At 44.8% G+C, this 24,565-nt stretch carries 24 protein-coding genes; 23 read left to right on the top strand and 1 reads right to left on the bottom strand.

Annotation, left to right across the window (positions count from 1 at the left end):
• Positions 1-21: 21 nt before the first annotated feature.
• The 6 genes from frr (at position 22) to greA (ending at position 4,993) form a co-directional block, all read left to right on the top strand.
• On the top strand, positions 22-573 hold the full coding sequence (gene frr, locus PG840_RS00950) for a ribosome recycling factor (protein WP_008372365.1): 552 nt from the start codon (positions 22-24) through the stop codon (positions 571-573).
• Positions 574-663: 90 nt separating this feature from the next.
• On the top strand, positions 664-1,383 hold the full coding sequence (locus tag PG840_RS00945) for an isoprenyl transferase (RefSeq protein WP_055158498.1): 720 nt from the start codon (positions 664-666) through the stop codon (positions 1,381-1,383).
• The gene (locus tag PG840_RS00940; RefSeq protein ID WP_008372362.1) at positions 1,376-2,173 is read left to right on the top strand and encodes a phosphatidate cytidylyltransferase; all 798 of its coding nucleotides are present in this window, start codon (positions 1,376-1,378) and stop codon (positions 2,171-2,173) included. Before PG840_RS00945 ends, PG840_RS00940 begins: the two co-directional genes overlap by 8 nt.
• Before the next feature lie 18 nt (positions 2,174-2,191).
• The gene (dxr, locus tag PG840_RS00935) at positions 2,192-3,337 is read left to right on the top strand and encodes a 1-deoxy-D-xylulose-5-phosphate reductoisomerase (protein ID WP_270613250.1); all 1,146 of its coding nucleotides are present in this window, start codon (positions 2,192-2,194) and stop codon (positions 3,335-3,337) included.
• Between the two features lie 3 nt (positions 3,338-3,340).
• The gene (gene rseP / locus PG840_RS00930) at positions 3,341-4,369 is read left to right on the top strand and encodes an RIP metalloprotease RseP (protein WP_055248262.1); all 1,029 of its coding nucleotides are present in this window, start codon (positions 3,341-3,343) and stop codon (positions 4,367-4,369) included.
• Between the two features lie 120 nt (positions 4,370-4,489).
• Entirely contained in the window at positions 4,490-4,993 is a 504-nt protein-coding gene (greA, locus tag PG840_RS00925) for a transcription elongation factor GreA (protein ID WP_008372359.1), read from the top strand.
• Positions 4,994-5,050: 57 nt separating this feature from the next.
• Here greA and PG840_RS00920 read toward each other — a convergent pair whose 3' ends face one another.
• A complete protein-coding gene (locus PG840_RS00920; protein ID WP_195488133.1) occupies positions 5,051-5,773 on the bottom strand; it encodes a hypothetical protein in 723 nt (240 codons plus the stop codon).
• Between the two features lie 387 nt (positions 5,774-6,160).
• On the opposite strand from PG840_RS00920, the gene PG840_RS00915 reads away from it, so the two are divergent.
• From PG840_RS00915 to PG840_RS00835, 17 genes are all read left to right on the top strand, one after another.
• Complete coding sequence (locus PG840_RS00915; RefSeq protein WP_022220578.1) at positions 6,161-6,916, top strand: nucleotide-binding protein; 756 nt, start codon at positions 6,161-6,163, stop codon at positions 6,914-6,916.
• A gap of 5 nt (positions 6,917-6,921) precedes the next feature.
• Positions 6,922-8,202, top strand: coding sequence for a nitrogenase component 1 (locus PG840_RS00910; protein ID WP_008372356.1), 1,281 nt, complete (start codon positions 6,922-6,924; stop codon positions 8,200-8,202).
• Between the two features lies 1 nt (position 8,203).
• On the top strand, positions 8,204-9,244 hold the full coding sequence (locus PG840_RS00905) for a nitrogenase component 1 (RefSeq protein ID WP_270205095.1): 1,041 nt from the start codon (positions 8,204-8,206) through the stop codon (positions 9,242-9,244).
• The gene (gene hypF, locus PG840_RS00900; protein WP_270205094.1) at positions 9,245-11,575 is read left to right on the top strand and encodes a carbamoyltransferase HypF; all 2,331 of its coding nucleotides are present in this window, start codon (positions 9,245-9,247) and stop codon (positions 11,573-11,575) included.
• Between the two features lie 113 nt (positions 11,576-11,688).
• The gene (locus tag PG840_RS00895) at positions 11,689-11,898 is read left to right on the top strand and encodes a HypC/HybG/HupF family hydrogenase formation chaperone (RefSeq protein WP_022220582.1); all 210 of its coding nucleotides are present in this window, start codon (positions 11,689-11,691) and stop codon (positions 11,896-11,898) included.
• Entirely contained in the window at positions 11,898-12,950 is a 1,053-nt protein-coding gene (gene hypD / locus PG840_RS00890) for a hydrogenase formation protein HypD (RefSeq protein WP_270613249.1), read from the top strand. Before PG840_RS00895 ends, hypD begins: the two co-directional genes overlap by 1 nt.
• 233 nt (positions 12,951-13,183) lie before the next feature.
• Positions 13,184-14,203 (top strand): hydrogenase expression/formation protein HypE, encoded by a 1,020-nt coding sequence (gene hypE / locus PG840_RS00885; RefSeq protein ID WP_270205092.1) that lies wholly within the window; start codon positions 13,184-13,186, stop codon positions 14,201-14,203.
• Between the two features lie 52 nt (positions 14,204-14,255).
• Positions 14,256-14,528, top strand: a complete 273-nt coding sequence (locus PG840_RS00880; RefSeq protein ID WP_008372338.1) for a TM1266 family iron-only hydrogenase system putative regulator — start codon at positions 14,256-14,258, stop codon at positions 14,526-14,528.
• The gene (locus tag PG840_RS00875; protein ID WP_055248272.1) at positions 14,525-15,292 is read left to right on the top strand and encodes a nucleotide-binding protein; all 768 of its coding nucleotides are present in this window, start codon (positions 14,525-14,527) and stop codon (positions 15,290-15,292) included. The genes PG840_RS00880 and PG840_RS00875 overlap by 4 nt, the downstream gene beginning before the upstream one ends.
• Positions 15,286-16,626, top strand: coding sequence for a nitrogenase component 1 (locus tag PG840_RS00870; protein WP_195502011.1), 1,341 nt, complete (start codon positions 15,286-15,288; stop codon positions 16,624-16,626). The genes PG840_RS00875 and PG840_RS00870 overlap by 7 nt, the downstream gene beginning before the upstream one ends.
• Positions 16,623-17,816 carry a nitrogenase component 1 gene (locus PG840_RS00865; protein WP_195502010.1) on the top strand — a complete coding sequence of 398 codons (1,194 nt, stop codon included), beginning with the start codon at positions 16,623-16,625 and terminating at the stop codon, positions 17,814-17,816. The genes PG840_RS00870 and PG840_RS00865 overlap by 4 nt, the downstream gene beginning before the upstream one ends.
• A gap of 378 nt (positions 17,817-18,194) precedes the next feature.
• On the top strand, positions 18,195-18,737 hold the full coding sequence (locus PG840_RS00860) for a prepilin peptidase (protein WP_270205091.1): 543 nt from the start codon (positions 18,195-18,197) through the stop codon (positions 18,735-18,737).
• Positions 18,738-18,952: 215 nt separating this feature from the next.
• Entirely contained in the window at positions 18,953-19,138 is a 186-nt protein-coding gene (locus PG840_RS00855; protein ID WP_195502008.1) for a helix-turn-helix domain-containing protein, read from the top strand.
• 113 nt (positions 19,139-19,251) lie between these two features.
• Entirely contained in the window at positions 19,252-19,605 is a 354-nt protein-coding gene (locus tag PG840_RS00850) for a hypothetical protein (RefSeq protein ID WP_195502007.1), read from the top strand.
• A gap of 107 nt (positions 19,606-19,712) precedes the next feature.
• The gene (locus PG840_RS00845; RefSeq protein WP_270205090.1) at positions 19,713-21,824 is read left to right on the top strand and encodes an NAD(P)-dependent oxidoreductase; all 2,112 of its coding nucleotides are present in this window, start codon (positions 19,713-19,715) and stop codon (positions 21,822-21,824) included.
• The gene (locus PG840_RS00840) at positions 21,821-22,714 is read left to right on the top strand and encodes a hypothetical protein (RefSeq protein ID WP_270205089.1); all 894 of its coding nucleotides are present in this window, start codon (positions 21,821-21,823) and stop codon (positions 22,712-22,714) included. Before PG840_RS00845 ends, PG840_RS00840 begins: the two co-directional genes overlap by 4 nt.
• A complete protein-coding gene (locus PG840_RS00835) occupies positions 22,702-24,546 on the top strand; it encodes a DUF2194 domain-containing protein (RefSeq protein ID WP_270205088.1) in 1,845 nt (614 codons plus the stop codon). The genes PG840_RS00840 and PG840_RS00835 overlap by 13 nt, the downstream gene beginning before the upstream one ends.
• The last annotated feature ends 19 nt before the right edge of the window (positions 24,547-24,565 follow it).

Raw genomic sequence — 24,565 nt, 5'->3', positions numbered from 1 at the left:
CCCATTAAGGGAGGATAACATATGAACGAAAAATTAAAAATATACGATGAAAAGATGCAGAAAACCATCCATGCACTGGATACAGAGCTTGCTTCTATCCGTGCAGGACGTGCAAACCCGAATATTCTGAACAAATTAACGGTAGAATATTATGGAACACCGACACCAATCCAGCAGGTAGCGAACATTTCTGTTCCGGAAGCACGTATGATCCAGATCCAGCCATGGGAAAAGAAGATCATCAAAGATATTGAGAAAGCAATCCTGATGTCTGATATCGGAATCAATCCAACAAACGATGGTACTGTTATCCGTCTGGTATTCCCGGAACTGACAGAGGAACGAAGAAAAGAACTGGTGAAAGATGTTAAGAAAAAAGGAGAAGCATCCAAGGTTGCAGTCCGTAACATCCGCCGTGATGGAAATGATGCATTCAAGAAGCTGAAAGGCACAGACGTTTCAGAGGATGAAATTCAGGATCTTGAAGATCAGATCCAGAAGCTGACTGACAAATACATCAAGGAAGTTGATGCAGCAGTCGATGCAAAGTCAAAAGAAGTTATGACAGTATAAGAAGGAAAGATAAGGGGCGGCGAGATGTTTGGCGCCTCTTTTCCTTTTTTATATCAGTAAATTTAGTATCAATCAAGAGAGGATTAAAAGATGAATGTACCGCAGCATATAGCCATTATCCTTGACGGTAACGGACGATGGGCGAAAGCAAAGGGAATGCCGAGAAACTACGGGCATGCGCAGGGCAGCAAGAATGTGGAAAAGATCTGTGAGGCTGCTTATAAGATGGGTGTCAAATATCTGACGGTCTATGCGTTTTCCACAGAGAACTGGAGTCGACCGAAGAGTGAAGTGGATGCACTGATGAAGCTTCTTCGTAACTATATGAAAACCTGTCTGAAGACAGCGGAAAAGAACCGGATGCGTGTCCGTGTGATCGGAGATAAGACAGGTCTGGATGAAGATATCCGTACCAGAATTAAGGAACTGGAAGAGGCATCAAAAAATAATGACGGACTGAATTTCCAGATTGCGATCAATTATGGAAGCAGAGATGAGATGATCCGTGCCATGCGAAAAATGACAAAAGACTGTGCAGATGGCAGATTTGCACCGGAAGAGATTACAGAAGAACTGTTTGAAGGATATCTGGATACACATGGGATTCCGGATCCGGATCTTCTGATCCGTACCAGCGGAGAACTCAGACTTTCCAATTATTTGTTATGGCAGCTTGCTTATGCAGAATTTTATTTTACAGATGTTCCGTGGCCGGATTTTTCAAAAGAAGAATTAGAAAAAGCAATTGAGCAATATAATAGCAGAGACAGAAGATACGGCGGAATCAAGGAGGACGAAGAAAATGTTTAAGACAAGATTACTCAGCGGAATTGTACTGGTTATCATTGCATTTGCAACGATCTTCCTTGGTGGGGATGTATTGTTTGCAACACTTCTGATCATCAGTCTGATCGGAGTTTCCGAGCTTTACAAGGTTGTAAAGATTGAGAAAGCACCACTCGGAATCGTAGGCTATATAGGTGTAGTTGCATATTATTTTCTGATCCGTGCACAGAAAAAAGAAGATCTGATGATGTTTGCAATCATTTTGCTGATCCTTGTAATGGCAGTTTATGTATTTGCCTTTCCGAAATATGTGTCTGAACAGGTAATGACTGCGTACTTTGGCGTATTTTATGTGGCGATTATGTTATCCTATATTTATCAGACACGTCTGTTGAAAGACGGACTTTTCCTCGTGGGACTTGTATTTTTATGTTCCTGGGGATGTGATACCTGTGCGTACTGTGTGGGTGTACTGATCGGAAAGCATAAGATGGCACCGAAGCTCAGCCCGAAGAAATCCATAGAGGGCGGAATCGGTGGACTTGCAGGCGCGGCACTTCTCGGCGCGCTTTACGCTCTTGCAATCAATAAATGGGGTGGTGCTTCGGCAGGAGTCGGCGAATATGCGCTGATCTGTTTTGTTGGTGGAATCATTTCCATGATCGGGGATCTTGCAGCATCTGCGATCAAGAGAAATCATGAGATTAAGGATTACGGAAAACTGATTCCGGGACACGGTGGAATCCTGGACCGTTTCGACAGTGTGATCTTCACGGCTCCGGTGATTTATTATCTGGCAGTTGCACTGATGTAATCTGACAGGAGGTTTCGAATGAAAAAAATAGCAATATTAGGTTCAACAGGTTCGATCGGAACCCAGACACTTGAGGTAATCCGTGAGAACAAAGATATCGAAGTGACAGGACTTGTGGCAGGGACAAATGTGGATCTTCTGGAAAAACAGATCCGGGAATTCCAGCCAAAACTTGTGGCAATGTGGACAGAAGAGAAGGCAAAGGAACTGAAAAGCCGGATCCGGGATCTGGATGTAAAGGTTGTTTCCGGAATGGATGGACTTCTGGAGATTGCCACGATGGAGGAAAGTGAGATCCTTGTGACGGCGATCGTGGGTATGATCGGTATCCGTCCGACAATTGCAGCGATCAAAGCCGGAAAGGATATTGCCCTTGCAAATAAAGAGACACTGGTTACGGCAGGGCATATCATTATGCCGCTTGCAAAGGAATGTGGTGTGAAGATCCTTCCGGTGGACAGTGAACACAGTGCCATTTTCCAGTCTCTGCAGGGAAGCCATGGAAAGAATGAACTGAAGAAGATCCTGCTTACGGCATCCGGTGGCCCGTTCCGTGGAAAGAAGCAGGAGGATCTTCTGAATATCCGTGTGGAAGATGCTTTAAAGCATCCGAACTGGGCGATGGGACGTAAGATTACGATCGATTCTTCGACCATGGTCAATAAAGGACTGGAAGTGATGGAAGCCAGATGGCTTTTTGATGTGGATATTGATGATGTGCAGGTGGTTGTGCAGCCGCAGAGTGTGATCCATTCTATGGTAGAGTATGTGGACGGAGCCGTGATCGCACAGCTTGGTACTCCGGATATGAAGCTGCCGATCCAGTATGCACTTTATTATCCGGAAAGAAGATTTCTTCCGGGAGAACGTGTGGATTTCTGGAGTATCGGACACCTTGATTTTGAAAAGCCGGATATGGATACCTTCTACGGGCTTGCACTTGCTTATGAGGCAGGGCGATGCGGTGGAACACTTCCAACGGTATTTAACGCAGCAAATGAACTTGCAGTCAGCCAGTTCCTGAACCGGGAGATTAAATATCTGGAAATTACAGAGATTATCGAAGACTGCATGAAAGCACATAAGACAATTGCGAATCCGACTGTGGAACAGATTCTGGACACAGAACAGGAAACGTATGACAGAATCAGAAGCAGGAGGTAGCAAATGGGAATCGTACTGGCGATTTTACTTTTTGGATTCATCGTATTTTTTCATGAACTGGGACATTTTCTTCTGGCGAGGATTAATGGAATCAATGTGTATGAATTCTGGATCGGAATGGGGCCGACACTGGCACACAAAAAGATCGGAAATACAGACTACTGTCTGAAAATACTGCCGATCGGCGGTGCGTGTGTGATGGGGGAAGATGAGAAAGAGGATCTGTCAGAGGGAAGCTTCAACAGCAAATCGCCGTGGCGCAGGATCTCGGTCATTGCCGCAGGTCCGGTATTTAACTTTATTCTTGCCTTTATTGGTGCATTCATTATTATCTGCTTTGTCGGTGTAGACAAACCGGTCATAGGAACGGTAAATGCAGGAACGCCTGCAGCTGAGGCAGGGCTTCAGGCAGGGGATGAGATTGTAAAGATCAATGATAAGAACATCCATATTTTCAAGGATATTTCTACTTACAATCAGTTTCATCAGGGACAGACGATGAAGATTGTATACAAAAGAAATGGCGAAAAGAATACGGTTTCCGTTACCCCGGAGAAGAATGACAGTGGATATTATCTGATTGGAATTACGAGCAGCAATTATGTTAAGACCAATGTATTTGAGACTGCCGCATACAGTGCGTATAATGTTAAATACTGGATCAATCTGACGATTGACAGTTTGAAACAGCTTGTGACAGGACGGATCGGAGTGGATCAGTTATCTGGACCGGTGGGCGTTGTGAGCGCGGTGGATACCACGTATAAGGAAAGCAAATCTGGTGGAGCACTGTTGATTTTCCTGAATCTTCTGCAGATGACGATCCTGCTTTCTGCGAACCTTGGAGTGATGAATTTACTTCCGCTTCCGGCATTGGATGGAGGCCGTCTAGTATTTCTGATCGTGGAAGTGATCCGCGGAAAGCGGGTGCCTCCGGAAAAAGAAGGGTATGTACATCTGGCAGGAATGGCACTTCTTCTTTGCCTGATGGTATTTGTGATGTATAATGATATCCGGAGAATCTTCTTTTAGTGATATTGGAAAATTTTACGAAGCACTTCGATTGGCTGCAATTGAGGTGCTTTGTGTTAGGTGCATCAGTGGATGCATATTTTGATGGAAATTATTTTACAGAAAGAAGGATGGAAAGATATGCGTGAGCAGCTTACAGAAAGTGATGTAAAGAAAATTGAAGAGGAAATCCAGCATCGCAAGCATGTGATCCGTAAGGAAGCCATTGAAGCGGTCAAGGAAGCGCGTGCGCAGGGAGACTTAAGTGAGAACTTTGAATACCATGCAGCAAAAAAATATAAGAACCAGAATGAAAGCCGGATCCGGTATCTGGAAAGAATGCTGAAAAATGCGGAGATTGTATCCGATACTTCCGAAGAAGGTGTTGCCGGAATCAATAACCGTGTGACCGTATATTTTCCGGAGGATGACGAGGAAGAAACCTATAAGCTGGTTACTTCGATTCGTGGGAATTCAATTCATAATTATATCAGTACCGAATCTCCGATCGGAAAGGCAATCTTCGGGCATAAAGCAGGAGAGACTGTGAAGGTGAAGGTTAGCGATGATTATTCGTATGAGCTTGTGATACGGAAGATTGAAGATACGACGGATGATGAGGAGGATAAGATCCGGGCGTTTTAGTTTGAAGGTGGGAGCAGAGTATGTGAGCAAGGGAGCAGAAATTTCCCAAAAGCAATGTCAATGAGAAGAATAAAAACGGATCATGAGATTCCAGGCTCCATACAAAATCCCAGCCCCTGATATAGTCGCAAGGATATAGACCAGAATTGCAGAATTATTTCCGTAGAGTTCACCGATTTTCACAAAGAAAATCTGTTCCATCCGGTAATCTGGATTAATGTAGAAAAGATTAATTTCACCAAAGGGATCCAGAATGTGGTTCAGATATTCTGCGATGAGAGCAAACAGAATATAGAGCAAAGTGATGCGGGAAAAAGAAGGCAGCAGACGGCGTGAAGAAGCGTCAGTCGGCTGTCTTTTAATATTTTTTGAACAGGAAAGAGGAGTCATTGGTACAGATTTCTGTACCAGAAATATACCGGACAGGATTCCTGTGACAATTAGTAAAATATGCCAGAGATAGGAGTGAACTGTCAGGATCAGAAGCGGATAATGCATTCCACTGGTATCGAAAAAAACGGCAATTCCACCGAGAAGATTATAGGTGGAAAGGAAGCCGAGGATGGTATTTCTGGCAGGTTCTGTGTGAAAAAATGGGTAGAGAACCAGCAGATACATCGGGAGGCTGCAGAGCTGGAATGGGAAGTACCACAGGTTGTAGTGCCCATTATTCATGACGAAGGTCAGGAGTAATTGTTTCAGGATTTCGCTGGTAAGCAGAAAAATGCCGATGAAGAATAAAACTTTTTCTATACAGTGTAGTGAAAATTTTTTTATCATATGGGCTCCTCAAAATTTTGTTTTATAGGTGTAGTATACGCTGCAATAAAGTTTGTTACAAGATTTTATGGGGAATTTGACCAGTTATTCATAGAAAAGTCCTGAAAAAATATAGAAAAATACCATGATAAAACATAGTTAGAATTGACTGACCTATAGGCGTGGAGATATAATTAAAAATAATGATGCAGACGGAGTGGAAGATTCCTATCTGAATGCTGAATGGAGATAATTTTATACAAGAGACTTTGACGGCAAGGTAGATCCGAGCGGGAAACAGTTGGTGATATACGAAGATGTATAGTGGGACTCGTCTACCGTTTTGGGAGGCGGGTTTTTTGTGTATACGATAAATTGCCTGCTTGGTTATAGAAAGGAAAAAGGATTATGTTAAAGGTTGCAATTTATGGAAAGGGCGGTATTGGAAAGTCTACGATTACGTCCAACCTGGCGGCAGCATTTGCGGCGATGGGAAAGAAAGTAATCCAGATTGGATGTGATCCGAAGGCAGATTCTACGATCAATCTGCTTGGCGGCGAGCCGCTCAGACCAGTGATGAATTATATGAGAGAAGAGGATGAAGAACCGGAGGAGCTTTCAGATATTGCAAAAGAAGGCTATGGTGGTGTGCTCTGCATTGAAACAGGTGGACCGACACCGGGACTTGGATGCGCGGGGCGCGGGATTATTGCCACATTCCAGCTGTTAGAAGATTTGCAGTTATTTGAAACATATAAGCCGGATGTTGTACTTTATGACGTTCTTGGTGACGTGGTATGCGGTGGCTTTGCAGCACCGATCCGGGAAGGGTACGCCGAAAAGGTTCTGATCGTAACTTCCGGAGAAAAGATGGCACTTTATGCAGCAAATAATATTTCAAGTGCGGTGAGGAATTTTGAGGACAGAAGCTATGCCAGAGTTTTCGGTATTGTACTGAACCACAGGAATGTGGAAAATGAGACGGAAAAAGTACAGGCATTTTCCGAAAAAAGCGGGATCCCGATCGTCGGGGAAATCCCGAGAAGTGATGAGATCATCCGCTATGAGGATCAGGGAATGACGGTGATCGAAGGGGACAAAGATTCCGCGATCAGTAAGAGATTTTTTGATCTGGCAGAGTTATTACTGAAGAGTGAGGAATAGAAGGTATGGCAAAAGAAGCATATTATTGTACCGTAAAAGAATTAAATAAACTGGGAAGAGATGCGATTCCGGCACAGCTCCGGTCGAATACACACCTGATCTACAGCTCACCGGCAACGCTTGCATTTAACTCACCGGGAGCAGAAGGATTCGGAGTAAAAAGAGCGGGACTTGCTGTGCCGGATTCGATCATGCTGATCGTGGCACCGGGCTGCTGTGGACGAAATACTTCGCTTATCAGTTCCATGAGGGAATATGATAACCGTTTTTTCTATCTGATGATGGACGAGACCGATATCGTAACGGGACGTCATTTGAAAAAGATTCCGAAGGCAGTAGAAGAAATCTGCAATTGCTGTGAAAAGAGACCGTCCGTTGTGATGATCTGTATTACCTGTGTAGATGCTCTTCTTGGGACGGACATGGAGCGTGTGTGCAGAAAAGCGGAGGAAAGAGCCGGACTTCCGGTTCGACCATGCTACATGTACGCGCTGACAAGAGAAGGAAGAAAGCCGCCGATGGTGCATGTACGTCAGTCTTTATATTCCCTTCTGGAGCCAAAGAAGAAAAAAGGAAATGTGGTGAACCTGCTTGGATTTTTCTCGCCGCTGATCGATGAGTGTGAGCTGTATGATCTTTTGCACAGCGCAGGAGTTAAGACCATCCATGAAATCTCCAGATGCAAGGACTATGAGGAATATCAGACCATGTCTGAGGCAAATTTTAATCTGGTACTTCACCCGGAAGCCAGATTTGCGGCAGAGGATTTTCATAACCGTCTGCAGATTCCGTTTATTGAACTCAGGAGACTCTACCAGACAGACAAGATCGCCAGCCAGTATCAGGCATTTGGGAAAGTGCTTGGGGTGACATTTTCTGATGAAGTTTATCGTGAAAAAGCGGAAGAAACCGTGGCGAAATTCAAAGAGAAACGGCCGGATGCAAGCTTTGCGATCGGGGAATGCATGAACGGAGATCCATTTGAAATGGCACTTGCGATGATCAAATATGGATTTAAGGTGCCGGAAATCTATGGAACACTGACAGCAGAGAACTTTATTTACCTGAACCAGTTATCCCAGCTCAGCCCGGAGACGAAGGTATTTTCCAATATGGAACCGACCATGCTGTACTACGATCCGGAAAAGAGCGGCGTGAATATGACCATTGGAAAGGATGCGGGATACTATCATCCGGATCAGCCGAATGTGATCTGGAATCAGGACAGACAGCCTTATGGTTATGCAGGTGTGACACGGTTGTTTGAAACCCTTTTGGAGGTGTAGTATGAGAGGACTTAGAAAATATCTGACACCATTTGCACCGGATCAGTCGGGCGCAGTGTCTGTGTTATATGAACTTGGCGGAATCATCGTCATCTGCGACGCGGGAGGATGCACAGGAAATGTCTGCGGTTTTGATGAGCCGAGATGGTTTGAACGGAAAAGTGCAGTATTCAGCGCAGGACTTCGTGATATGGATGCAATCCTTGGAAGAGATGACCGTCTGGTCGCAAAGCTGGTCGATGCAGCTGATAAGATTGATGCGAATTTTGCGGCGATTGTCGGCACTCCGGTTCCGGCTGTGATCGGAACGGATTACCAGGCACTGAAAAGAATGTGTGAAAAAAAGACCGACCTTCCGATTCTTGCCATTGATACCGACGGAATGGAGCTTTACGATAAAGGGGAAGAAAAAGCGTATCTTGCATTATTTACTGCATTTGCAAAGGAAAAATATGAGGTATGCAAAGAAAAAGTCGGTATCCTTGGAATGACGCCACAGGATGTAAGCGATCTGAAAGCAGCAGATAAAGTAAGAGAGGAACTGAAAAAAGAAGGAAAAGAAGCCATTTGCTATGGAATGGGCGATGGGCTTGAGGCAGTAGAAAGGGCATCGGAAGTTGGCAAAAATATTGTTGTATCTGCGGCAGCACTGGAAGTAGCCAAATATTTGGAAAAGACCTTTGGTACGCCGTATGAGATCGGTTATCCGGCAGCAGATGAGTTGGTTCCGAATCTGGACTATCAGGGAAAGAAGATCCTTGTGGTACACCAGCAGGTGATGGCGGAAGCAATCCGGCAGGAAATTCTTAAAAGAGAGAATTCGGCAGAGGTGCAGACAGCAACCTGGTTTATGAGGAAAAAAGAGCTTGCCTGTCCGCAGGATGTGTCGTTGCGTGAGGAAGATGATTATATCGATCTTGTGAAAAATGGTGGATTTGATATCATTTTCGCAGATGCATGTATGGAAAAAATGGTTCCGGATTTTCAGGGAATCTTCGTAAATACAAGACATTTTGCAGTGTCAGGGAGACTGTGTGAATAGATGAAAAATGAAGTGACAAAACAGATCCGCGTCTATGGGATCGTGCAAGGCGTAGGATTTCGTCCGACTGTGAGCAGGCATGCGGCTACGCATCAGATCCGGGGCAGCGTGTCCAATAAAGGTCCGTATGTGGAAATCTTTGCGCAGGGACCGGAAGAGGCAGTGGATGGATTTATCTCGGATATTGAGAATAAGCCGCCGAAGCGGGCAGCAATTTTGAAAATGAATATTGAGCCGGTAGCAGAAGCAGAAGACTTTCCGGAGTTTGCGATCATTGAAAGTGAAAAGACGAAAGGTGAGATTTTTGTCTCACCGGATATTGCAATTTGTGATGAATGCAAGGAAGAAATGTTTGATCCGAAGAACCGTAGATATCTGCATCCATTTATCAACTGTACCTGCTGTGGACCAAGACTTACGATCCTGGATGCCCTTCCGTATGACCGGGAGCGCACCAGCATGAAAGAATTTCCGATGTGTCCGGATTGCGCAAAAGAATATTATGATCCGGCAACCCGGAGATACGATGCACAGCCAGTCTGTTGTAACGAGTGTGGTCCGGAGGTCTACCTGATCGGCAGAGAAGAACGCGGAAGAGACGCAATCATTTACACCAGACGGACCATTGCAGAAGGCGGAATTGTGGCGATTAAGGGGATTGGAGGTTTCCACCTGTGCTGCGATGCGACTAATGAAGAGGCGGTGAAGCGCCTCAGAGAACTGAAAAAACGTCCGGCGAAACCATTTGCAGTTATGGCAAAAGATCTGGAATCTGTGAAAAGAGAATGCCTGGTCAGTGAAGAACAGGAAAAAATTCTGACCGGACATCAAAAACCAATCCTGCTTCTGGACAAAAAAGAAGATGGTGAAGAAACACTTTGCGAAAGTATTGCGCCTGGTAATCCAAAGGTTGGAGTAATGTTGCCGTATGCACCGGTACAGCTTCTGCTCTTTACCTATGATGATGGAATCCGGATGCCGTCTTTTTTGGTTATGACCAGTGGAAATACATCCGGTGCACCGATCTGCAGGGAGGACAAAGAAGCGATTCAGGAGCTTTCCCGTCTGTGCGACTGTATGCTTTCCCACAACCGGAAAATCCGGATCCGTGCCGATGATTCAGTGATGGATTTTTATAAAAATGAGCCATATATGATCCGCAGATCCAGAGGCTATGCGCCACTTCCGACCATGGTTCAGATGTCGTGGAAAGGGCAGGTACTTGCCACTGGAGGAGAACTGAAAAATACATTCTGTATCGGTGTGGACGGCAGATTTTACCCATCCCCTTATGTGGGAGATCTGGAAGATCTGCGCACCGTGGAAGCTTTAAAAGAAACAATCGGTAGAATGGAAACACTTCTGGAGATAGAACCAAAGGTTGTGGCATGCGATCTGCATCCGAAATACAATGCGACAGTTGTTGCGGAAGAACTTGGACTCCCGGTTCTGAAGATACAGCACCATTTTGCACATATTCTGTCCTGTATGGCAGAAAATGACTGCGAAGATCCGGTGATCGGCGTTTCCTTTGACGGAACCGGCTATGGAACGGATGGGACCATCTGGGGTGGAGAAATTCTTCGTTGTGATTACAATGGATTTGAAAGACTTGGCAGCATTAAGCCATTCTGGCAGGTAGGTGGAGATCTTTCTGCAAAAGAAGGCTGGCGAATTGCCGGTTCTCTTCTCTATGAAGAATTGCAGGATAAAGAAAAAACGGTCGAATGGATGAAGAAACTGGAGCTTTGCACCGAACCGGAGGCAAAAGTACTGGTGACAATGACCGGACGACACCTGAATGCTGTTCGATCTACCAGTGCCGGCCGTCTCTTTGATGGAGTCAGTGCTATCCTCGGAATCCGGAAAAAATCCACTTTCGAGGGAGAAGCATCTACGGCATTAGAGTTCGCAGCAGAAGCTTACGAAAAAACAATGCAGCATCCATACGAACCCCTCATGCTTAAGCCATTTACAGAAACGGCAGAAGACCGCCTGATTCTAAATACCGGCGAATTAGTCAAAAACCTCGCAAAAAAACGTCTCGCTGGGGAAGGCACCGGACAACTTGCATACGAGTTCCACCAGGAACTTGCAAGACAGATCATATCCGCAGCCCTTACAGCAAGTCATCAGACCGGAATCCGGAAAGTTGCTCTAAGCGGCGGAGTTTTCCAGAACCGCTTACTACTACGGCTGGTAGAAGAAGGTCTGGTTAAGCAAGGTCTCATCACCCTGCACCATCACCTCATTCCACCAAATGACGGAGGATTGTCACTTGGTCAGGCAGCCTACGCAATGGCATATTTACAGAAGCATGAGATAAAATAAAACCAGACTTTATGGATTTAGAAAATTAAAATCAGACATAAAAAATTTTAAACAAAGTTAATCTAAAGCTATTAGAACTTACAAATAAAAGAGGAAAAGGAGGAATTACCCACATGTGTGTTGGATTATCAGCAAAAGTTGTAAAAATCAGTAACGGAACCGCCGTCGTTGACGCAGGCGGTGCAAAAAGAGAGGTTTCATCCAAGCTCCTGGAGAATCTGGAACCAGGTGATTACGTCATGGTCCACGCCGGAGTTGCGATCGCAAAGATCACCGATGAAGATGAAAGCGAGACCGATCAGCTTATGGAGGAACTGCTGTAATGGAAAAACAAAAGAAACGAACAGCCAGAGAGATCATAGAAAATTATGACGGACCGGCAGTGCGGATCATGGAAGTATGCGGAACCCATACCCATGAAATTTTCCGTCTGGGGATCCGAAAACTTTTGCCAAAGCAGGTAGAACTGATCTCAGGACCGGGATGCCCGGTCTGCGTAACACCGGTCAGCTTTATTGATGAAGCAATTTATCTGGCGTTGGAGAAGCAGGTGACGATCTGCACATTTGGTGATCTGGTCCGCGTACCGGGAAGTCAGATGAGCCTTGCCGGAGCAAGAGAAAAAGGAGCAAAGATCCATATCGTTTATTCACCGGCAGATGCGGAAAAATATGCGAAAGATCATCCGGAAGAACAGGTGACATTTTTATCCGTTGGGTTTGAGACAACGACACCTGCAGGATGCCTTTCGGTTAAACAGGCAAAGGAAGATGGAATTTCCAATTATTCTCTTCTGGTTGCCAATAAGACGATGCCGGGAGCCTACGAGGCACTCAAAGGCAGTGCGGATGTATTTTTATATCCGGGACACGTCAATGCAATCACGGGGACCGAACTTTGTGAGGAACTGGTAAAAGAAGGAGTCAGCGGTGTGGTAGCAGGATTTACGGCAAAAGAACTGCTTACAGCACTTGCGGTCGCACTGGTACGCTTCCAGGAAGGAAAGCCGTTCTTCGTAAACTGCTATCCGAGAGTTGTCACCAGAGAAGGAAGCCGTGAGGCACAGAGGCTGGTGAATGAACTGATGGAAGGATGCGACAGCGAGTGGAGAGGTCTTGGAATCATTCCGGGATCCGGTATGCAGCTGAGAGAAGAATGGGAAGCATACGATGCCAGAAAGAAATACAATATGCCAAAGATCGAAGGAAAAGCAAATCCGGCATGCCGCTGCGGAGATGTACTGCAGGGAAAATGCAAACCGTCCGACTGCAAGGTGTTTGGCAAGGTATGTACACCGCAGCACCCGGTAGGAGCCTGCATGGTATCCGGCGAGGGCGCATGCTCGGCTTACTATATGTATGATACCAGGGGATAAAAGTCAGAAGTCTGACGCAAGCTTGCTTGCAGGAAGACTTCTGACCTTTATCCCCGCCAAAACATGAGTAAGTAGCCATTTTTCAAAGAAAAATGAGCGGATTACGAATGTATTGAGGATTGTGAGAGCACGTAAGTGCGGAACAATCCGGTATCAGGGAAACGAAGGAACGGAACACCGGAACAATCCGGTATCATATATACGGAAACGATTAGGAGAGAAGGAAGTTAAAAATGGAAAATAAAATGGACAACCAGACAGTAACTATGGCACACGGAGCCGGCGGAAAGCAGACTTCAGAGCTGATCGATAAAGTATTTGCAGCACATTTTGCCAATCCGGATCTGACTGCGAATGATGCGGCAGTTCTTACACCACCAGTCGGAAAGATGGCAGTATCTACGGATGGATTTATTGTATCTCCGGCATTCTTCCCAGGAGGAAATATCGGAAAGCTTTCCATCTGCGGAACAGTTAATGACCTTGCATGTATGGGAGCAAAACCACTTTATCTGACTTGTGCATTTGTAATTGAAGAAGGATTTCCGATGGAAAAACTGGAAGAGATTGCAGCAGCAATGGAGAAAACGGCAAAAGAAGCCGGTGTCCGTATTGTATCCGGAGATACCAAGGTAGCAGGAAAGGGACAGGTAGACGGTGTATTTATCACAACAACCGGAATGGGACAGATCGAGGACGGCGTAAAAGTCGGAGGAGAACTGGCACAGCCGGGAGACGCGATCATTGTGACCGGAGATGTGGGACGCCATGGTTGTACGATCCTTCTTGCAAGAGAAGACTTCGGAATCGAAGCGGATGTGACCAGTGACTGTGCACCACTATGGCATACTGTGGAAGAAGTGATAAATGCAACACATGATCTGCATGTCATCCGTGATGCGACAAGAGGTGGAGTTGGAACAGTACTTTATGAGATTGCGGGACAGAGTAATGTTGGAATCCGTCTGAATGCTGAAAAAGTTCCGGTTGCACCGGAAGTGAAGGGAGTCTGCGGAATGCTTGGACTGGAGCCACTTTACCTTGCATGTGAAGGAAGAATGGTCATTATGGCACCAAAAACAGAGGCAGAAAAGATTGTAGAAGTACTGCACAAATGTCCGTATTCACAGAATGCGGCAATTATCGGAGAAGTAACTGCAGAGCAGCCGGGGAAAGTAGTCATGACTACAGAAATCGGAACGCAGGCACTTCTTCCACAGCCGGGCGGAGAATTGCTGCCACGTATCTGCTAAACAATCTGAAATGCGGAATCGGTGACATTTCAAAAAAGGAAGGAGACTTTTCATGGACACCAGAGTAGCAGTCATTTCAATTATTGTGGAGAATCCTGCCGCGATTGAGGAACTGAACCATTACCTGCATGAAGCAGGAGAGTATATCATTGGAAGAATGGGAATTCCGTACCGGGAGAAGGGAATTAATATCATCAGCATCGCCATTGATGCACCGCAAGATATGATCAGTGCTTTGTCAGGGAAGATCGGGCGTCTGAATGGGGTATCCACAAAAACGGCGTACTCGAACGTCATTACGAAAGCGGAGGAGAAAGCGGAATGAAAAAGATAGCAGTGTACGGAAAAGGCGGGATCGGAAAATCCACAACTGTATCCAATCTTGCGGTGGCACTTGCCGAAAAAGGATACAAGGTCATGCAGATCGGCTGTGATCCGAAGGCGGATTCGACCATCCAGCTCCGACACGGAAAGGAGATTCCAACCGTACTGGAAATGTTCCAACAGAAGAAACAGAATCTAAAACTGGAAGATATGGTTACGGTTGGCTATGCAGGTGTGGTCTGTGTAGAAGCAGGTGGACCGACACCGGGACTTGGATGTGCAGGACGCGGGATTATCACCGCCCTTGAGAAGCTGGAAGAAACCGGTGCTTATGAGACCTACCAGCCGGATATCGTGTTATACGATGTACTTGGTGATGTAGTCTGCGGTGGCTTTTCCATGCCAATGCGAAAAGGCTATGCGGATCAGGTATTCATCATCACATCTGGTGAAAATATGGCGATCCATGCCGGGGCCAATATTGCAATGGCAGTAGAGAATTTCAGGAACCGGGGATATGCTTCCCTTGGCGGTATTATTTTAAATAAAAGAGAGGTTCCGAGAGAGGAAGAAAAGGTGCGGGAGCTTGCAGAGGATTTTCACACGCAGATCATTGGACGGCTTGATCGGAGCGAACTTGTGATGGAAGCAGAAGAAGCCGGCAAGGTTCTGCTGGAATACGCACCGGATTCGCAGATGGCAGAGGAATACCGGAAGCTGGCAGATCAGATCCTTGCAGTGTGCGGAGAGGAGAGACCATGTTAAAACGGGTAGGACATCCGGTGGATGAAAAAGGCGCGGCAGTAGCCATCAAGGATGCCACATTTCCGGTTCCATTTGCACCGGGGCTTGAATTTAACTCGCCGGTCCACGGCAACTGGAACATCGTACATACCGGAATGCTGATGCCGGAGGCAAGACAGATCTATGTCTGTGCAGATAACTGCATGCGAGGTGTGGTGCTGACAGCGGCGGAAATGAATGCGGCTGACCGGTTTTCCTTTGTGATCGTAAAAGAAGAGAATCTGTTAAATGGAAATCTGGAGGACATCACCATCGAAGGCGTGACGGATGTGCTGAATAAGTTGGAAGAAAAACCGAAAGCAGTTCTTTTATTTACCGTCTGTCTGCATCATTTTCTGGGATGCGATCTGGAACGGGTGTATCAGGAACTGGAAGAGAGGTTCCCAAAGATTACATTTATCCGCTGTTATATGGATCCGATCATGCAGAAGCATGGACCGACACCAGATCAGAAGCTGAGAAAAGCGATTTATGAACCACTTCCAAAGCGAAAAGCAGATGAAAAAGCCGTGAGTTTTCTCGGCAGTGATTTCGTACTGGAAAAAAATGCAGATCTGAAACGAATCGTCCGGGCACATCAGGGAATCTTCCGAGAACTGCCGGGATGTAAAAGCTGGGAAGACTATCTGGCACTTTCCGAAGGGAAACTTTTTATATCTTCTTATCCACCATCTAAGTATGGTGCGGAAGCGCTTTCAGAGCGTCTGAAACGACCATACCTGTATCTGCCGGGCAGCTTTGATTATGAAGAAATCACAGCACAGCTGGAAAATTTTTGCCAGACAATGGGCTATGGAAAGCTGGAGGAAACGATTTCGGTAGAAGAGGAAATTGCTGCCTGTGAAAAGGCACTGGAAAAGGCGCATGAGGTGATCGGAGACACTGCGGTTGCCATTGATTATCTGTACCATCCGCGTCCACTCGGACTTGCAAAGCTTCTGCTTACTCATGGCTTCCGGGTAATACGGATCTATCTGGATTCCATCAGTCCGGAAGAAAAAGCAGAATTTGAGTGGCTGAAGGAGCATGCACCGGATCTGCAGTTGATTGCAACGATCCAGGTGAAAATGCGTGTGCTTCCGAGAACATCGGATGAAAAAATACTGGCGATCGGACAGAAGGCGGCATGGTTTACAGGAAGTCCGTATTTTGTCAATATGGTACAGGGCGGCGGCCTTTACGGATTTGACGGGATCCGCAGGACGGCAGAGCTTATGGTCGAAGCATTTACCGAAGAAAAAGACACGGAAGATCTGGTTGTGCGAAAAGGATGGGGGTGTGAAAGCTGTATATGAGACAATCTTATCGAATCATACCAATTTACACATCGGATGTATCCGGTGTGTGTTCTGCACTTTATGAGCTTGGCGGCATGACAGTCATGCACGACCCGTCCGGATGCAATTCGACCTATAACACTCACGATGAGATCCGCTGGTACGATCAGGACAGTCTGATCTATATTTCCGGTCTGACAGAAATTGATGCGATCATGGGAAATGATGAAAAATTTCTGGATGATATCAAAGAGGCAGCAAGGGAGCTGCATCCGAAATTTATTGCCCTTGCAGGATCCCCAATTCCGTATATGAATGGAACCGATTTTCCGGCACTGGCACAGGTACTGGAAGAAGAAACCGGGATTCCTGCATTTGCAGTACCGACGAACGGAATGCATGATTATGTGTATGGGGCAGGAATTGCATTAGAGGAGATCGCGAAAAGATTTACCGGGGAAAAGACAGGACGGATTCAGACACGCACCGTCAATCTGCTTGGTGTGACACCACTGGACTTTGGACCGGTATCTCATGTAGAGGTGCTGAAAGAGAACCTGAAAGCCTGTGGATGGAAGGTGCTGTCTACCTGGGCAATGGGAGATGAACTGGATGCATTTTTGCAGGCAGGAGAAGCAGAGGTGAATCTGGTGGTATCTTCGGTCGGGCTTCGTGCGGCGAAAGTACTGGAAGAAAAGTTCGGAACCCCGTATGTGGTTGGAACGCCGATTGGCTCTTATACAGAGCGGATTGCGAAAGCACTGGAAGAAAAAGAGCAGATGCCATATCTGAAGAATCGGATGCAGGGTGAAATTGAAGAAATCATGGAGCAGAAGGGAAACAGAAATCCGGCATCGGGAGAAGAAATAAAGAAGCCTGAAGCGGCAGGCAGACAAAAGAAAGTGACTCTGATCGGAGAACCGGTGACCATGGAATCTCTGGCAGCAGGGATCGAACAGAAATATGGCTGTCCGGTGGAAGTTCTCTGCCCGCTGGAAAAAACAGAAGGTCTGCTTTGCAGACAGGACAGATGGATCTGTGGGGAAGAAGAGATGGAAGAAGCATTGAAAGATGCAGAAATCATTGTAGCGGATTCATTGTATCAGCCAATCTGTCCGAAGCATTGTATGTTTTATGAATTGCCGCATATTGCATTTTCCGGAAGAATTTATCTGAAAAGGCTTCCGGTGCTGGGACAACTGATTTAGATGCGGTAAAAATGGATCAAATTCTCACAAAAGAGATTGATCCATTTTTTGTTTCCGTTTTTTCTATAACAGGAAATTGCATTTCCTGTTATTAAAAGGTCTCCGGCAGGTTTCAAAATATTGTCATGATCAATTTTGTGACAGAAAAATTAAATAAAGCATTAAAAACAGTATCTTTTTTGCGAAAGAACTGATATAATTTATAACAAATCATTTAATTATGAGAGGATGTTTGTGGTTTTAGAAATCATATTATGGATAATAAGGTTCTTTTTCGGAGCTGGCATCTTCAGCTTCTTACATATTGTCATCGATAAATTAACATACGGGAAAAGCGCAATATGTGCAAAGAGCAAGAGGATTGCAAGATATTTCTTAGTGGAATTAACAGGTGGAGTATCCATGACCGGTTGTGCGATTGTATATGGTTGCGGGAAAATGGGTGTGATTTCACTAAGAGGCGCAGTTTTTTTTATATATTTGGGAATACTGTTTGTGATTGCCTTGGTTGACTGGCATATACAGATGATTTATGATCGATTTCATATTATGATCTTGATACTTGCGGTTTTGGACTTTATGCTTTATCCGGAGATGGGAATTGCTACAAGACTGACCGGTATGGGAATCATATCAGTGCCGATGCTGGTGCTGGCACTTGCAATTCCAGGGGCTTTCGGAGGCGGAGATATCAAGCTGATGTCGGTAAGCGGATTGCTTATTGGTGGCGCGTCAATGATATGTGCAATGTGTATTGGGATTATAACAGGAGGTGCTTATGTGACACTGATGCTGGTACGAAAGAGGCTGAATAAAACAGATCAGTTTGCGTTTGGACCATTTCTTGTGTTTGGACTTGCAACTGCAATTTTTCTGGGAGATAAGATGGCAGTGTGGTATCTGCAGTTTGGGGCGGTATAGGCAGAAAATGATTTGCGTGTGGAATTGTGCAGATCAAGTATGGACGGATAAGGGCTGGTATGATAGTATAAATGCGGAAAATTTGTATATTTCGAAAAATATATCATAGGAGTAGACAATTATCGTGGGAGCTTTAAATATAAAAAAAGGTACAAAAATGAACCGACCCCCAGAAGTTAGACCCAAAAATCTAACTATTGGAGGTCGGTTTTCTTATGGCAAAATATAACTTTGAGCTTAAGAAAAAAATTGTTCTAGAGCATCTAAGTTTAGGTGTTGGTTCAAAAGCACTAGCAAAAAAATATAATGTTAAAAGTGCTAGACAGATTCGACAATGGATTCATAATTATAATGAGTTTGGTGAGGAAGGCTTAAAAAGAAGTAGACAGAAGGGCGTGTGAAAAAAATAAACTCAAAAATGAGAATCTATGGTATAATAAAAAATTGTTCGGCAGTTATGCTGACGCGATTATATCTGCCGGAATGGCAAAAAATATTATAAGAGAGAATGATTATGAAAAAGATACATACTGCAGTTACTCTTATAATTATCTTCTTTATGGTAGCTGCATTATATATTTGCGGGAGATATGAGAATGCTCCCGACAGAATTTTTACAGGAAAAGTAAGTGCCCCGGAAGGTGAGTGGACGATTGATGCTTCCGACGGTGTTACGAAGGCGGAGATCACAAATCTTAAATTGCAAAGAATTATTAATGGATGTGTAGCATATTGCGTTTTCAGCATTATAGCACTCGTTTTATTTTATTATGGAAATGTAGTGAGCTATTCCTATCTCTGTTGCAATGGGATATGTCTGGACAGATGCAGAGGAAAAGAATCTGCCGGAGCTGATCCATTGTGCTGACGAGAAGATGTATAAAGACAAAAAGAGGATAAAAGAAAATACACCTTCTGCATAAATGATAGGTTGGAAATGATAGAAATGCGCAATATATGATTACGAGGTGACGTATGAAATTACTGGTGACCGGAAATATCGGATATATTACAACAGAATTTATCGAGGAGGCTTTCCCTGAGTGTCAGATCCTTCTTCTTGGAGAGACTGAACAAAAGTCAAATCGCAATAAGAGCTTATCGGTATACCCGATGCCGAAGACGGAGGAAGAATTCAAAGACATTTTCAAGACATATGAATTTGAGGGAGTGATTTATTTTTCTAATTATCTTACATTTCATGGGACGATGGAGGGTGAGATTGAGACTTTACGCAAGCTATTACATTACTATAAGGGGAATCTGAATTCCAGGCTTCTGTATATTACAGGACCGGATAGTTTATATGAAGATACAACAGGAAAGACGCTGATGGTCCGCTCGGCAGAAGAGTTCTGCAGGCAATACGGCGAGCTGCATCAGATCGCTGTCAAGATTCTGCGTGCGCCGTATCTTTATTCCGGTACTTATGAGGAGGATTATTTTTTCAAGCTGTTCTCAACTGTGATCAATAAGAAGCAGATTACATTTGAAGAAGCACCGGCACAGGAGATGCATTTTCTTGCTTTGAGTGATCTTGGGGATTTATTATACAAGATTTTTGATAACTGGGGAGAGGGGAGCGCCTGTCTTCAGGTTCCGCAGGTATTTCATTTTACTTTTCAACAGTTCGGGGAGAGACTGGCACAGATGTTTCCGGCTGCAAACATTACCTATTTGTCAGATGTGCTGATCCGGGATGGGATATCTGATGACCACGTTCTGAGAAATGAATACGGTTGGTTTCCGAAGATTTCTCTTTTGGAGGATCTCACAGAAATTTATGAGGATTATTGTGAGAAAACGAACCATAAGACACGGAAGATCGATGTAGTAAAAACTTTTTTGAAAGTACATGATAAAATCGTGAAAATCGCGGAATTGCTGCTCACATTTTTTGTTTTTGAAGCATTGAACCGGGTGGCGGGAAATCAGGTGCAGTTTCAGATGATCGATCTGAGGCTTGTTTACATCGTGCTGTTCAGCAGTCTGTACGGTATTAATTACGGGCTTGCTGCAGCGGGGCTGGAAACACTTTCATTGCTGGCAGCATATACGAAAACCGGGATCGGCTGGACGACACTTTTCTACGAACCTTCGAACTGGATTCCGTTTATCTTCTATTTTGCAGTCGGCGCGATCTGTGGTTACATCCGACTGAAAAACAGCGATAATATTCAATTCATGAAAGAGGAGAATAAACTGATCCTGGATAAATTTCTGTTTATGAGAGAAATGTATCAGGAGACGCTTTCTGATAAACGGCAGTACAAGAAGCAGATTCTGGGAAGCCGTGACAGCTTTGGTAAGATTTTTGATATTACGAAAAAACTGGATATCATTCTTCCGCAGGAGCTTTTTATTGAAACTCTGCATGTGATGGAATCAGTTCTTGAGAATCATACATTTGCGATTTATTCAGTTGGAAAGAATCAGAGCTATGGACGTCTTGAGATCGCATCCCAGGGAATGACAGATGTGTTGAAAAAATCCATTTGTCTGGATGATTATCTGGAAGCGAAAGAGACGATTGTGTCCGGAAAGGTGTGGGTAAACCGGAATTTCCTGGACGGCTATCCGATGTATATGAACGGGATTCACAAGGATGGAGAGCTCGTGATGCTGATTTTCATTCAGGAAGTGGGAAATGAACAGCTTTCCCTCTATTATCTGAATCTGTTCCAGATTCTCTGCGGTCTGGTAGAAACAGCACTTTTGCGCGCACTGGAATATCAGGAGGCAATCAAGAACAGGCAGTACGTGCAGGGTACACGTATATTGAAGCAGGAGTATTTTGAAGAACGGCTGTATTCCTTCCATTCTATGAGGGAGGAGAATCGGGCATCCTATGTGCTTTTGAAGCTGGAGTATCCGAAGATGACACTGGAAGAGGCAGACACAGCGCTACAGGCTTCGGTCCGTGAAAATGATGTCAGGGGGATTTCTGAAAAAGGAGAGATCTTCCTCATTCTTTCACAGACGGACAGAAGTTCCTTGCCGATCATTCTTGCAAGACTGGAAAATAACGGCTTCGTCTGTCATGAGATCGATACCGTGGAGAATGCAAATACAGGAGAAAAATTATGATTCAGACAGTGCTTGGAGTATTCCTGATCCTGTTACATATTGTCTGCTGTGTGCTGGTCTGGCTGGGGATAAAGACACATCTGCTGAAGGTGAAAAAATATCTGATGGCACTTGTGATCTTCGTCCCTTTCTGGGGAACAGTGTGCGTGCTGCTTTTGCATTTGCAAATGCTGACCAGAAGAGACAATAGGATAGAACCGGGAGTGGAAAAGCTTCGTGTAAATGAAGAGATTTATAAAAATATTTTTCAGGCAGTTTCGGATACGGACAAAAAGATCGTTCCGTTAGAGGAAGCACTTTTGATTAACGAACCGAGAGTGCGCCGTGAACTGATCATGGATGTGTTAAATGATGATCCGGAAGAATATATGGATCTTCTGAAACAGGCCCGCATGAATGAAGATGTAGAGGTTGTCCATTATGCGATCACAGCCATGGTTGAACTTTCCAAGGAATATGATTTTCGTTTGCAGAAGATGGAGAAGCTGTATGCGGAATCACCGGACGATCCGGAGATCCTGGAGCAGTACTGTGATTTTATGGAAGAGTATCTGAATCAGGGGATTCTGGAAGCCCAGATGGAGAGAGAACAGAGGGAACGTTATATCCGTCTTTTAAGACAAAAGCTGAAGGTGAAAACGACGCTTTCCACATGTGTGCGTCTGTTCCAAAATCTGATGAAAACAGGAGATTATGTTCAGGTGGAAGAGATTCTAGGGCTGATGGATCAGAAATGGCATCGGAAAGAGGAGTTCTGGATTTTGAAGATCCGGTATCTGGCAGAACGAAAAAAGGGAGCGGAGTTGCAGCAGTGTTTAAGACAGATGAAAGAGGAGCAGATCTATCTGTCGTCTAAGAGTAAGGAGGTATTGGCTTTTTGGCTGGATTAAAATCATTGAAAACATTTCCGTTTAAAAGTATGCTGGTGATCCTGGGTGTATTTCTGATGATCGCGATCGTCCTTTTTGCTGAACGAAGTGGAATTCAATATACTGAAAAAAACAGAAAAGTCGCATATATCAGTCAGGAAGAAGTGGTTACGGAACAGATGGCTGCGAAATCACTGCCGAAGACCTGTCTGGTACTTCGTAACAGTGAAGATGAGGCGAGTGTGGCTGCATGGGAGCAGTTTCAACAAATTTTTAAAGATATGAAGGTTGGAACAGATGTGGTAGACCTGCAGAGTGCATCCTCTATTCCAGATTATCATGCTTATGAAACGGTTGTTGTATTACTGAGCGATGTAAGTCCGTTGAAAGAGAATCTTATGGAACTGTGTGATTGGGTGTCAGAGGGTGGGAATGTACTTTTTGCCCTGACACTTCAGAAAACAGCGTATTCATCAGTGATTGAGCAGAAGCTTGGAATCATTTCTTCCGGATATGACAATATACTTGTAGACAGTATTTATTTTGAACCGGAATTTATGCTTGGCGGCGGACAGGCTTATGCAATCACGGATCCGTATGACTCTGCCTGGGCAGTGCAGCTGAGTGAGAATGCGAAGGTTTATGCGCATGTCAATGAAAAAAACGGTCAGCCTGTCATTTGGGAGAACCAATATGGAAAAGGGAAGTTTGTAGTAGACAACTTTGGACTGTATGAGAAAGCGGTGCGTGGATTCTATGCGGCTTCCTACAGTCTCCTTACTGATGTGGGGGTTTATCCGGTGATCAATGGATCAGCATTTTATCTGGATGACTTTCCGTCACCGGTTCCGGAGGGAGATGGTACTTATGTGAAGCGGGACTATGGAATGAGCATTAGTGATTTCTATATGGATGTGTGGTGGCCGGATATGCAGGAGCTTGCATCTAATCACAACGTTCGCTATACCGGTGTGATTATTGAAAATTATGAGGATGCGACGGATGGAACGATTAAGAAACAGAAGGATACCAGACGTTTTCAGTATTTTGGAAATATGCTGCTTCATCAAGGTGGAGAACTCGGGTATCATGGATACAATCATCAGCCGTTGAGTCTTTCAAATGTGGATTATGGTGACGTGCTTCCGTATGATACATGGAAAAATGAGGCGGCCATGAAAAAGGCTGTAAAAGAATTGATCCATTTTGGAGAGGATACATTTCCCAGTGTATCAATGTCAGTCTATGTACCGCCGTCCAATGTATTATCAGCAGAAGGAAGGGAGATGCTCGCGAAAGATTTCCCGGAGATCCGGACGATCGCCAGTAATTATTTCACCGGTGAGTTTGCGTATGTGCAGGAATTTGAAGTTGCAAAGGATGGGATTGTAGAACAGCCGCGTATCATCTCCGGTGCAATTATCGATAATTATATGAAGATGGCGGCACTGTCGGAATTAAATATGCATTTTGTGAACAGTCATTTTATTCATCCGGATGATCTTCTGGACGAAGACCGCGGTGCGGCGCTTGGCTGGGAAAAGATGAAGGGCAACCTCGCTGATTATATGGACTGGCTGGTGGATTCGGCACCGTCCTTGAGACAACTCACCGGTTCAGAACTATCCGGTGCGATCCAGCGTTATGGAGCGGTTACATTCACAAAGACAGTGACAGAGCGGTCTATAGAATTGGAGCTTAAAAACTTCTATGATGAAGCATATTTTATGGTGAGGATCAATGAAGGAACACCAGGTGAAGTTTCAGGAGGAAAACTTACACATCTGACAGGAAATCTCTATCTGCTTCAGGCAAAGGAACCAACAGTAACTATTGAGAAATTAGAAGATTGAAATACAAAGCGGTAACACG

The sequence above is a fragment of the Coprococcus sp. AM97-35 genome, from assembly GCF_027697525.1.
Taxonomy (GTDB): Bacteria; Bacillota; Clostridia; order Lachnospirales; family Lachnospiraceae; genus Allocoprococcus; species Allocoprococcus comes.
This window is presented reverse-complemented; position numbering and strand designations above follow the sequence as displayed.